Annotated in this window: 5 protein-coding genes and 1 pseudogene; 4 read left to right on the forward strand and 2 right to left on the reverse strand. The window is 70.3% G+C overall.

Annotated elements, in window-relative coordinates; all coding sequences use genetic code 11:
• The first annotated feature begins 147 nt into the window (after positions 1 to 147).
• Positions 148 to 1,371 carry a hypothetical protein gene (locus tag OG852_RS11260; RefSeq protein WP_330347848.1) on the forward strand — a complete coding sequence of 408 codons (1,224 nt, stop codon included), beginning with the start codon at positions 148 to 150 and terminating at the stop codon, positions 1,369 to 1,371.
• A 155-nt stretch (positions 1,372 to 1,526) separates the two neighbouring features.
• A complete protein-coding gene (locus tag OG852_RS11265; protein ID WP_330347849.1) occupies positions 1,527 to 1,691 on the forward strand; it encodes a hypothetical protein in 165 nt (54 codons plus the stop codon).
• 68 nt (positions 1,692 to 1,759) lie between these two features.
• On the opposite strand, the pseudogene OG852_RS11270 reads toward OG852_RS11265, so the two are convergent.
• A pseudogene (locus OG852_RS11270) lies at positions 1,760 to 2,038 on the reverse strand (transposase); the annotation flags it as partial.
• 224 nt (positions 2,039 to 2,262) lie between these two features.
• Here OG852_RS11270 and OG852_RS11275 point away from each other — a divergent pair.
• Positions 2,263 to 7,689 (forward strand): sacsin N-terminal ATP-binding-like domain-containing protein, encoded by a 5,427-nt coding sequence (locus tag OG852_RS11275; protein ID WP_330347850.1) that lies wholly within the window; start codon positions 2,263 to 2,265, stop codon positions 7,687 to 7,689.
• A gap of 147 nt (positions 7,690 to 7,836) precedes the next feature.
• Here the strand turns inward: OG852_RS11275 and OG852_RS11280 are convergent, their stop codons facing one another.
• Positions 7,837 to 8,334, reverse strand: coding sequence for a hypothetical protein (locus OG852_RS11280; RefSeq protein ID WP_330347851.1), 498 nt, complete (start codon positions 8,332 to 8,334; stop codon positions 7,837 to 7,839).
• A gap of 979 nt (positions 8,335 to 9,313) precedes the next feature.
• Between OG852_RS11280 and OG852_RS11285 the strand changes: the two genes are divergently transcribed.
• A complete protein-coding gene (locus OG852_RS11285; protein ID WP_330347852.1) occupies positions 9,314 to 12,499 on the forward strand; it encodes a hypothetical protein in 3,186 nt (1,061 codons plus the stop codon).
• Positions 12,500 to 12,608: the final 109 nt, after the last annotated feature.

Consider the following 12,608-nt stretch of genomic DNA (forward strand, 5'->3'; position numbering starts at 1 on the left):
GCTGCACGCCGCGTCGACACCTGACCCGCTGTAGGCCCACTGCCCCCTGTGCCTTTCAGTGCGCCCTGTTTCCGCCGGACAGCCCCGATTGTCAGACCCTCCCCGTAGCGTTGTGAGTCCTACTCGTGGCGGCTGCGGGGAGCATCAATGGACGACGACCTTCAGATCGACAGCGACGAAGACCTCTTCCGTAACCCCGTCTACTACGAACCGGCCGGCCGCAACCTCGACCTGGACCGCCCCGACCTCGGCGTCCCGCAAGGCCAAGACCTCCTGAACGTGCTCGTGCGCATGCGAGGACGTGTCCCCGTCGAAAAGCGCGGGCTCATCTGCCCCGACTGTCGGGACCTCCGCGGTCGGCGTGTCCCCATGTACCTCGTCCAGCGTGACGGCGTATGGCTTGCCTCCCACTACCGGAAACCCGGGGAGAAGCCCATCAGCCACGAGACCGACGAGCACCTCGCCCGCAAGGAACGCGTCGCGAAGGACTCCGAAGATCACGGCTTCCACGCCGACATCGAGTCGCAGACCGCCGACGGGCACGCGCGCCTCGATGTACGCATCAACGGCGCCAACGGCATCGTCCTGGGCTACGAGCCTCAGCTGAGCGCCCAGACAGCCCGCGGAATGCGTGCACGGGAGGGGTTCCGGCGCCGCGGCGGTATTCAGTCGGTCTGGGACTTCGCCGACCCCGACCACGCAGGCATCGGCACCGTCCCTTACGTCCGCACGCCCAACCTGCCAGCCTCCGTCATCCGCGTGCAGAAGAACCCCATCGCGGTCCAGGACGGCAACTTCGTCCTGGAGGAGGGCCAGTGCAGCCAAAACGGCGCGCTCACCCGGTGCCCGCAGAAGCCCTACGACCCGGAGAACCCCACCGACGCCGGGTACTGCGGGGGCTGGCACCGCGTCCTCGTGCCCGCCCATCAGTCGAGCACCTTCACAGGGGAAGGCGGCCTGACCCTCACCCGGTTCATCGTGGAAGCTGCGGCCGGTGAGCGGATCCCGTTCCAGCGGGGCGGCCACCACGGTTGGCTCCCCGCACAGCAGTGGCAGCAGTACCTCGAGGCGAACGGGCCCACCCTGGACGACAAGGAGCGCCAGCCATCCGTACGACAGGGAGACCGGCGCGACAGGTGCACCGAGGACCGTCCGGCTTCGGAGGTGCGGGCTGAACCGAAGCAGAGACGTGGCAGCCGCGCGATCGTCCTTGAGTCCCGCCCCCGGGAAATCGAGGACGCCAGGGTTCCGGTCGACGCGTCGGGTCAAACGATCCCGCTCTGCCGCTTCGGCTGCGGTCAGCCCGCAAGCCTTTCAGGACCCGAAGGGCTGCCCGAGCACTTCTCGTGCCGCAGGAAGCATGAGGCGTGATCCATCGGCCACCGCTGACCGCCCCCGCTGCGTCACCTGGCGCCAGAGCCCCCTGCCCGGTTCGGGTGGGAGGTGTCGTGTTTCCGCCCGACATGTCAGTCTCCAGTGCCACAGTGGGCGCAGCACACCCAGCACCCCTTTTCGAGGAGCCGACCGTGACCCAGAGCACCACCTTCCGCACCAGCACCAAGCAGGACACCCTCACCGACCACATTGTGGAGTTCCTCAGCCGGGTCTCCCGCGCACTCCGGAATTTGGCCGACTCGGCTGACCACGCGGCGAAGATGGTGCGGAAAGCGGACGCGGCACGACGAAGCTGAACCGGCACACCCAGGTAGGCCAGCAGACGTGCCCTCCGTGGCTAGCTAGGCCCCGGCCGAAGGTGTGGCAGGCGGCCGTCGGCTGCCCGGGGCAACGGCACCCCGACCAGAGCCCGACGCAGCCGAGCGACATCGATCCGGCCCTGGTTCAGCCCGGAGTAGAGGGCACGTGTCCACGCCGGTGCTCGGGGGCGAGGGCCAGGTCCACGAGCGTGCGGACCGGACCGTCCGTGCACAGCAACGCGTCGCACATCGCCGCGCGGAAGCAGGCATGAGTACAACTCGGTCCGGAATGCCGTCACCGCTACGAACGCGTCCCGTAGAACCCCGTGCTCAACCCGTTCCACGATCTGGCCTCTACGCGCCGCGCCGACCTCTCCTCGCAGGATCAGGCCCCGGCCTCGCGGACACGCCGTGAACAGGGGAAACCCTGAACAAATTCGAGCCCATTCGACGGCGGACCAAAACGTCAAGCTCAGCTCCGAGCAGCGCTCCACACGGTGGTCCTCGCGCCCCCCGATGTCAGTGCGGCGGGATACCGTCCTCATCACGCTGAGGTGAGGGGAGAACCATGGCGAGGAACGCCCGGGCCGAGCAGCTGCGGGAGTACGGCCGGTCCGTGCTGGAGGGGGCCCGGTCGGAGCAAGTCCTGCGTATGGCACGGCAGGTGAACGCCGTGTCGTACACAAGCGCACGGGAGTACGCCGGCCGCTCGCTCTTCGAGTTGCTGCAGAACGGCTACGACGCGCATCCGGGGGACCGCCGCGACGGACGGGTCCACGTCCTGCTGGACGAGGCGGAGGGCGAGTGGGGGACGTTGTACGTCGCCAACGGGGGGACGCCCTTCACCTGGCGGGACGTCGAGCGGGTCTGCGAACTCGCGCAGAGCTCGAAGGAGGTCGGTGAGGGCATCGGGAACAAGGGCGTCGGGTTCCGCAGCATCTTGCTGATCAGCGAGGCACCCGAGATCTACAGCGCAGACCCCGACAGCCCGCTCGGCCCGGAATTGGACGGGTACTGCTTCCGCTTCGCGCAGAAGGTCGACGTGGAGGAGTTCCTCGCCGGTGAGGACAACGCCCACGAGGTGGCCGCCAAGTATCCACCGCTCCAGGCGCCCCTGCCGCTGGACGATGTGCCCGCGATCTGTCGGCAGCTCGCCGCCCAGGGGTACGTAACCATCGTCCGACTGCCCTTGCTGAGCGATGCCGCCCAGGCCGAGGTCCGGCTGCGGATGCGCGAGCTCGCGGGGGCGAAGGTACCCGTGATGCTGTTCCTCGACCGGCTCGCTGGCCTGACGCTGGAACGGCGGGCCGTCGGTGGCGAGGCAGGCGAGTTGAACGACGCCCACCAGGCGCTCGAGCGACACGAACTGGCACGCTCCGAGGAGTGCTTCGCGGTTGCGCAGGACGGCGCCGGGCATGGATTCCCCGTCTCCTGCGCGACCGTGGACCTGGGGCCGTCCGGCACCTTTCTCGTAGTGCGGGGCACCGTGGAGAAGGAACGGCTGAACAGCACCCTCGCCGAGGCCGTGTCTTCCGGGCTCCTCGACGACACGTGGCAGGAGTGGAAGCGGTCCGCCGTCGTCGAGGTCGCACTCCCGCTGCCCGCCCCGCGCCGACCGCGACGCGGGCAGATCTACACCTTCCTGCCGATGGGCGAGGACCAGGCCGCGCCGTTCCCGGGACACATGAACGCCCCGTTCTTCACCAAGTTCGACCGCACCGGGCTTCCCTCCGACAACCCCCTCAACGTGCTGCTGCTCGACGCGGTCGCCGAGACCTGTCTGGCGGCCGCCGCAGTATTGCGTACCGTGCCCGAGCCGTCCATGCGGCAGCTGGCCGTGGACCTGGTGAGCTGGGAGAGCGAGAAGGGCTCGGCGGGGCGCCTCCGCGCGGCGGCCCTGCGCGTACACGGGAGCGAACTCGCCGACGTACCGCTCATGCCCGTCCTCGCCGCGGACGGCGCCCTGCCGGAGACGAGCTGGGCCCCGCCCCGGGGCGCGGTCCTGTGGCCGGACCTCGACCTGACCGTCCTCACGGCACACCGCGCGCACGAGGCCGGGATCGTGGTGGCTGATCCCGAGATCGGTGGCGACCGGCTGAAACGGCTGGCCACCCTGTGCAAGGCCCTCGCATGCCCATGGGAGCCGAGCCTGGAGATCCTCGCCGAGTACGTGGAACGGATCGTCAGGGGCCTTCCCCTCCCCCGGTTCGGTGAGCCCCCCGACGAGCAGTGGAGCGCGCTCTACGAGGACCTGGCCGCCCTCTTCGAGGACAACGGGCACGTCCTGCACGGCAGGCAGTTGCTGCTCGCGGAGGACTGCACACTGCGGCACACCAACCGTCCCCTCGACAGGGCGGGTACGGGCACAAGTACACGTACACAGGGCAAGCCGAGCGGTCAGGGTGTCCGCCGCGAGGCGTTCTTCCAGCCGGTGCGTACGGAGGCGAACCAGACCGAGGCCCCGTCCGTCCCCGCCCTGCTCGGCAAGCGGTTGTTCTCCCTGCACCCGGGGCTGGTCTGGAAGGACCGCGGCGAGCGTACGCGCGGGCGGGCCGCCCGCGCCTTCCTCGAGCAGGAGGGGCTCGTCCGGCCGTACGACACGCGGGGCTTGCTGGACCACGTGCGGCAGGCGCTCAGCGCGAGCACCGATCTCCGGCTGCGGCTCCAGACCCTGCGGTTCGTCTTCCGGCTGTGGCAGCCGCGGCGTTCGCTGGGCGGGACGGAGATCTCCTCGCTCGGACTGTACGTACCGTCGGCGGACGGCTGGCTGATCAGGGCGAGCGACGCCGTCTTCGGCCGGGGCTGGGGCCGCGCGTCCGTAGGTGAGGACCTGGCGGCGGTGGTCGCCGCCGGGCAGGACGTGTCGAAGAGCCTCAAGGCGATCGCCGGACGCCTCCTCGCCGCGCCCGAGGAGTTCGCCAAGCGGGGCGAGACCGAGGAGTGGCGGGCGTTCCTGCTGGAGGCCGGGGTGGCCGACGGGCTGGTCCCGGTCAGGTCCCCCGACGCCTTGAGCCGGGTGGATCAAGGCCGGGAGCTCAGCGCTCGGCAGCTGGTCCGCATGGCGAAGGTGTCTGCCGAAGTGCAGGAGCAGTGGGAGCCGTACGTCCACTGGCCCGGTGTCTACTACCCCCGGACGCCGTACCGGGGAACCCCCGCCTGGCGGCTCCCCGGCCAGGACGTCGTCGGACGCCTCGGGCAGGAGGCCCGGCTGGCGTACGCACGGCTTGTCCTGCATGGCCTGGCCAGCTGGGAGGACGCGAGGTTCGCCAGCGTCTGGACCAGTGCCGGCAGCCAAAGTCCCCCGGACAGGGAACTGGTCCCGACCCCGCTCGGCGCCTTCGTCCGGGAGCAGCCGTGGCTCCCGGTGCGGGGCCGCGACCGGGCCGTCCGGTTCGTCCGGCCGGCCGACGCCTGGCACTGCCCGCCCGGGCTGGAGGAGGAGCCCTCCTACGCGCCGACCGTCGACCATCGGCTGCGCCACCTCCTGGAACGCGGGAAAGCGGGAGACCGCCTGCGGGAAATGCGGCTCCCGACCTGGGACGACCCCCGGGACAGCGACCGCCTCATCGCCGCGCTGGGACGACTTGCGGCGGAGGGCGCACTGGGGGCCGAGGACCGGCCCGCCGCGCAGCGCGCCAACGAACGCGCCTGGAAGCACCTCGTACGGCGCCCCCGTCCCGCACTGCCCAAGGGCGCCAGTCTGCTCGCTGAGTCCGGGGACCGGCTGATCAGCGTACCGCTGTCCGCCCTGGACGGCGGGGAGAGCGATGGCGATGGTGATGCCAGGACCGTGCTCTACGTCAGCGGTGAACGCGACAGCCTGACGCCCCTGCTGATACGGGAGATGGCGCGCCCCCTGCTCACCCTTCCCGGTGTCTCGGCGAAGGCCGCCGAGCTGCTGGCGGCCGACCACCCCGCCACCGTCCGGCACACCGACGACCTGATGTTCACGGTGACCGTGGACGGCACACGGGTTAACCCCGCGGCCATGGGAGAACCACTGGTCCAGCAACTGCCCTGGCTCACGCTGGCCGTGGGCGTCCTCTGCGACCACCTGGCGCGCGGCCCCAGGGCGAGCGAGGCCGAGCTGAGCGAGCTGACGTCCCTGGTCCGGAGCGTACGTCTGCACCGCTACCGCTCCTGGAACATCGAGCTTGACGGCCGGCCCGGGACGTTGCCGGGCCGCCTCGGCGGAGTGCTCCCGCTGCCCGATCCGAAGCATCCGCTCGTCCTCTCCCCGGCAGGCGAGCCGGGCTGGCCCGAGACCACCCGCATCGTGATGGCGGTCGCCGAGCTGCTGGGACGTCGGGAGTTCGGCGACCGGCTGCGCCTCGCCGCCCACCAGCTCGCTACCCGCCACGCCGACCTGCACAACCCGGGCCAGGAGGAGCTCGCCGACGCCCTGGAAGTCACAAACCACCAGGTCGAGGAGACAAGCCGCCGGATCGACGGGGCCATCGGCGTGGTCCTGGAGCGCTGCCGGCCCTTCCTCGTCCACCTGCTCGGCACGGAGACGGCGAACTCGCTGTTCCTGCCGCCGCCGGGCGACACCCGGGAGTTCCAGGCTCACCTCGAGGAGTACGCCGCCGAGCTCCCGGTCCCCGTATCCGAGTTCATCGCCAGGGCCCGCGCGGCCCGCGGTACGGACGAACTGCGGCGCGACCTGGGCATCGGATTCGCCGAGCTGAACGACACCCTGCGCGCGATGAGCCCACCCCTGGAACCGATCAGCCACGCCGCCGAGCACGAAGAGGCGCTCCGCACCTACCTGGACCTGCGCAGGAAGGAGCTCGTCAACCGGCTGCGCTGGGCGGTGCTGGAGGACTTCGACGCGCGCCGTCCGATACCCGACTGGCCCTCGGTCCGGGCCCTGGACTGGATCACCGCGCCGGAGGCATGGGAGTACGCCATGGACACGGCCGACACGGGGAGCCTGGAGGCGCACGTGGAGGAGCAGCTGGCGCTGCGCCTGGGCCGCCCGGTGCCGTTGCCCCGGTCGGGCGAACGCCTGCCCACCCCCGACCACGTACGCGGCGCGAACCTCCGTACGATCACCGGCCTGGCCGCCGAACTCGCGGTCCTGGTCAGGGCGGCCGGACACCCGTTGCCCGCGGCCCTGACCGCAGCCGAGCCCGCCGAGGAGGTCACCGCGCGGCTGGAGGCCGTGGGCGCGCTCGACTTCCGGCCCCTGTCCCCCACCGACGTCGTCGGCTGGCTGGCGGCCCTCGGCCAGTGGCCCGACGGGATGGCGGTGGCGACGGAACCCGAACGGCACGGACTGTCCGGGGCCGACCTGGACCGGGTGCGCAACGCAGCGGAACACGAGCGCCGCGAACGGGAGCGCAAACGGCGGTCGATCTCCGTCGGCGGCCGCGACTTCGACGTGCACTCAGGCGACTTCACCGCCCTCACCCGCGAACTCGACCGGGTCCTGCAGAGCGGCTCGGCACCGGGCATCACCGCCGCCGGGCCGCTCCGCTTCACGGACCCCCGCCCCCAGACCGGGCGCACCCAGGCCACCGGTCGCACGCGCGGGCGGCGGTACGGGGGCGGCACGGACAGCGGGCTGACCACGGCCCAGCGGGAGGCCATCGGGTACGTGGGCGAGTGGTACGCGTACCAGTGGCTGTGTGCGCGCTACCCGGACCGCATGGACGAAACCTGCTGGGTGTCGGGCAACCGCCGCAAAGCCTTCCCCGGCCCGTCCGGCGACGACGGCCTCGGCTTCGACTTCCGGGTCGGCTCCGGCAGCCGGCCCTACCTGTACGAGGTGAAGGCGACCGGGGGCGAAGGCGGCCGCTTCGAGCTGGGAGAAAGCGAGGTCCGCGCGGCCCGCCAGCACGCGGGCAACGACCGCTGGCGCCTCCTGGTGGTCACACACGCCCTCACCCCTCACAAGATGGCCATCCAGATGCTCCCCAACCCCTACGGAAAGCGCGGCCGGGGCCGCTACCGGGAGGAGGGCGGGGCACTGCGCTTCTCGTACCTGCTGTGACCTTGACGTTCAACTCAGCGCGAGATGAGCCGGGGTTAAACGTCAAGTTCAACGAGCTCGTGCACGGTTGGCGGTGAGACGTCGGGCCTGGATGGTTGATCATGGTCGGGTGGTGGGGAACTCGACGCGTGCGGTGATCATCAGCAATCAGCGGATCACGGGCCTAGGCATCACGAGCCGCTCCTCCATGTCTCTGAGGGCGGCGACGATCGGATGAGGAGAAGTAAGCCGCGCGGGAACCGGAACCACCGAGGCGTCGCCCGCCGGCTTCTGGCTCCGCGAGTCGGGGTGTGATCCCTCTGCGAGGTATAGCTTCCGCCCACTTGCCCGGAGACGGACCTTCTGGATGCGTTTGCCGGGAGGTTCCAGTCCGTGCCGCTTCGCATAGTTGATGACCTTCCGCCACTCGGCGAACTGGTCGTCATCGGCGACACGGACCCGCCCCTCGGTGAGAAGCCGTTCGACCAACCCGGTCACCTTGGCTCGTCGCGCACGAGCGATGGGCCGTTCGGCGTAGGGCACGGAGCTACGCCTGCGCCCAGCCTGTCCGCTGGATGCCGCCTGGTCGCCCCCTTCAGCCGGCGTCAACCCCTCAGGACGATGACCATGTCGAAGGTAGTGGAGGCCGTCCTCGGTGACCTCCACGAGCGCTTCCCTGCCACTCCGACTGACCCCTACAACCCTCGACCACGCAAGGCATAAGCCGACCGCCAATCCCCCGGCGCCCAGGCTGCGGGATGCCTGCGCAGGCGCAAAACCACAGGTCAGGAGCCCTTTGCGGCCGGTTCAAGGATCGCAACACACTCCACGTGGTGCGTCATCGGAAACACGTGGAGACAATGCCGACGGCCCCAACCAGCGGTGCTGGCGCCGATTCGACCCTATGCAACTCACCTCCAACGCCGAGCGGAGCAGGGTATCCGTCAATGGCCGGTTACCGAAACCGGTGATGCCGCGGACCATTGGTAGTCCACCGCGTCTCCCCGCTTCCCCACTGCCGCGGAAGCAAATGAACCCGAAAGGCACTGTTGACAGAAATGCCCAGTCAGAGCGGCGAAACGCCTCACAGCCAGTTCAGCCCCGAGCGCATCCGCGCCACCTGGAGTGGGACGGCGAGCGTCGAGGCCGCCGCCCAGGCGTTCGGCTTGTCGAGATCGAAGAGCTACGACCTCGTTCGCCGCGGAGAATTCCCATGCCGCGTGCTAACGATAGGCCGCACCGCCCGAGTCGTCACTGCCTCGCTCCTCCGCGTACTTGAGAGCGGCGAGCCGGAGTACAACGGAGCCTCCAGCGCAAGCCCCAATCCGTCATGACCTCCCTCGTCGGCTTCCTCCAGCTCCTCCACGAGGTTGGGTGCTCGATACGGAATCGAAGCCAGTAGGCCGACGCGCCGCGCAAGACAACTCACCGGAGCCCGCCAAGGAATTTCCGGGAGGCAATGCACACCACACCTGACGCATTGTCCGACGCGACAGATAATCTCATCGGGTGGCCCAAGACGTCGCTGCACCGTCGGGACGTGTGTGACTGCGCAGGCGCCAGGGGTGCTCCGGGGCGCAGTATCCGCGCCGGGTGTGTGCCTCCTTGGGGGGATGGGTGCTGACTTTTTTCGGAGGAACTGCTGGTGGCGCAGATCGACTTCCGTCTCGTCCAGACGGCGGTCATGGGAGGCCGGGATTCGGACCAGCCGGTCATCCTGCCCGAGGAGCCGCACAATCTGGATGAGTTCCGCCGCCAGTTCGGCAAGGACGACTTCTGGTGCGGGACGCTGCTCGGTGGCTGCGGCGAGCGGCTGATGACCAAGCGCTACGAAACGAAGGTCTGTCACTTCTCCCATTTCCCGGACCGCGACGGAAGCCGGGCGGCTTGTCATCGCACGGCCAACGGCGTCGACAGCGCCGATCACCTGTTCGTCAAGGCGCACGTGACGCAGTGGCTGGCGGGCCAGGGTCACGCGGCGCAGGCCGAGTTGTGCAGCCTCGGGCACGGCCCCGGGGATGCCGTGGACTTCGTGCTGCGTGCCACGAATCAACGCCTGCGCTTCGAGCTGCGGCCCAACGACTACCGCAGCTGGCGTGGAACGGCGGACAGCCTGGCCGCGAAGGAAGGGCATGTCGAGTGGGTCTTCGGGCTGGAGAGCGCCATCACCCGGGATATGACGGCCCGCTACGGCTATGCCCTGCGGGTGCGGTGCGAAACCGACGGCAACAGCCGCCGGGTTCTGATCGGCACCGTCACCGAGAACCGCCCCGTCGCCTGGTCTCCGCTCGAGCAGTGCCGGATGACCGGCGATGGCCTCATCACCCCCGACCTCGACGAACTCCGTAACCGCGGGCTGATCCGCGAGGGGGCCGCGCGCCATGACGCCGTGGCCGGCAGCCTGCCGCTGCGCGGCGCCGAGATCGTCTTCGCGATCGACGGCGAGGCCCGGCCGGACACCGACTCGCCCCTCGTGGAGGGCGGCCGGTACCTGATATCCGGCTTCATCAAACCGGCCGGGCACCGGATCCTCAAGGCCCAGCTCTCCTTGCCCCACGACACACCCCGCCCCACCGAGCAGTACGTGTACCGGCTGGCGGGCGCGGTGCGCCTGCTGGTCACCGAAGCCGACCGGCCGGGTGAGAACACCCGCTGGGCGGTGCGCGCGGACAGCCTCATCCAGCTCAAGGGTCTGGACGCGGAACGTACCGGCCTGTGGCGTCCCCCCGTCGCCCTGGACGAGCCCCTGCCCGCACCGATGCCCGCCACGCCCGCCCCGGCCCCCACCGTTCCGGTGCAGTCCCAGGGCAGCCGCACCGCCACACTGTTGCGGCGGGCTCTCGAAGACGTGGCGCGGGAGGGGGCCACCACCACGTGGAAACAGCTGGCCGAGCGGGTCGGCCTGGATCTCGCGCACCTGCCCGATCCCAAGCGCCGGGACCTCCTCGTGGAGGTCGACAAGCCGCTCGATCGGAACCGGTCGCTGTTGTGCGTCCTGGTCCGCGCGCCCTCCGGCCGTCCCCTGTCCTATCTCGCCACCGTGCTGCGCCTGCTCCAAGTCCCCGCCCCGGCCTCGGAGTCCGCGCTGTACCGGTGGTGCGACGAGCAGATCCGCGCTGCGCATACGGCGTACGGCCACCGTACTCCTCCCCTACCGGCATCGGCTGCCATTGCGGAGGCGCCCCGCCCCGCGGAAGGGCGGGCCGCCCAGGAACAACTGACCCTCCTCAAGGCCCAGTTGGCCGTGGGCCGTGCCACGTTGCCCCACGCCACCGGCCGTCGCGCCGCCCGCCTGGCCACCACGGTCAAGGACGGCGAACAGCACCAACGGCTCTACGAGACTGTCCGGCAACGCAGGCAGGAGCTGCGCGCGTGGCAACGCGAGGGCGAGCGGCTCCTGGACGACCTCGACCGCCTCATCGGCCACCCTCTGCCGGCGTCTGCGCCCCCGAAGAAGAGCACGCCCGCTGTCCCGCCCGCCGCCGCGAAGAGCCCCGTCTCGCCGGGGAAGGACCAGCGCACGTTCCAGGCGCAGGCGACAGCAGACATCGCCCGTCTGAGGCAGCTGTTCAAGCAGGCCCGTGATGCCGACGACCTGAACGAGGCCAGACGGATCCGCCAGGAGGTCTCACGGATCGCCACGGATCGCCTGTCCGGTGAGCCACGGCAGAACCTGCTGCTGCTCCGCACCGACCTGCAGACCTGGATCAGCAGCCGTGAAGCAGCAGCCGCCCACGCGGCGCTGCGCACCTTGTTCGCCGACCTCGCGACGGCCGGCCCTGCCCCCACGCCTCTCGCCCTGCGCAGTGCCCTGGCCCACTCGAAGATTCTCAAACGACGCTGCCCCGGCCCCCTGCCGCAGGACCTCGACACGGCGCTCGCCCGCCTGGAAGCCCAGGTCAACGGCGAATTGGTGACTCCAGACGACGGAGCCCCCCTGTCGGCGACCCACTCGTCACCCAGCGGCGCGCCGCCTTCCGAGTTTGCCGCTTTCGCAGAAGCCCGAGCGGAGTTCGCCTGGCTCGTGAAGGAGATCCGTGCCGCGCAGGAGGCCGGCGACCTGGCTGCGGTCCAGACCGCGCGCCACTTGGCCGGACCCATCTACGGTCGGCGTCTGTCGCCCGAAGACCGGGCCACCTACACGCCGTTGATGCGCGAGGTGAAGGCGTGGTGCCAGGAACAAGATCCGTACACGGACCCGATCCTGCGCCGTATCCGTCAAGTCCTCGCCGAACTCGGCCGTGCCGGCAACGGCCTGGCCACCGAGCAACTCGCCGCATTCCTCGGCGAGATCAGCTCGCTGCGCCGTCAGTTGGACGGGCGCCTACCGGTGCTCGAAGAGGTTCAGGTCAAGCGGTGGAAGCGCCAGCTCAAGGCCCGCACCTCGAGCGCGCCGCGTCGTGCCGCACCGCGCGCGGCGGACCCGGTCAAGGCCGTCCCCGGTCCCAAGGCCACCGCACCGTCTCCCCCGGACCGTCTGCCGATCGAGACCATCGACAAGCTGGCCGCCATCGCCCGGGACGTCCTCAAAGACGCGGCGCGCAGCGGCGGCTCACTTCTGACGTGGGGTGACCTGCGGCTGCGGATGGCGGGCGGGCTGCCGCACCTGCACCCGGACGACCAAGGTGAACTCCTGGTCGCCGTCGACCGGGAGACACCGGTTGGTGAACCGCTGCTGTCCACACTCGTCGCGAGCTCGGACGCCTCGTTGCACTGGCTCTACCGCCACGTCCGCTTCAGCCTCGGCCGCGAACGCATACCCGAACCAGACCTTCCCGCCCACTGGGCCACCGAAGTCCTGCGCCTGCGCCAAACCTGGCGCCACCGCTGACCTGCCGCACTCAGTGAACGGCGTCCGGGCCCAGCCGGCCCGCCGTTCAGCTCGGTCGCGGACATCCGCCGGCCCCGGCTCGCTGCACTGGTACGCCACGACTGCACGC

Source organism: Streptomyces sp. NBC_00582 (genome assembly GCF_036345155.1).
Lineage (GTDB): Bacteria > Actinomycetota > Actinomycetes > Streptomycetales > Streptomycetaceae > Streptomyces.

Bases quoted from the DNA above. Each gene is read 5' to 3' on its own strand.
- OG852_RS11260 (WP_330347848.1), top strand. From the start codon at position 148: ATGGACGACGACCTTCAGATCGACAGCGACGAAGACCTCTTCCGTAAC.
- OG852_RS11275 (WP_330347850.1), top strand. From the start codon at position 2,263: ATGGCGAGGAACGCCCGGGCCGAGCAGCTGCGGGAGTACGGCCGGTCC.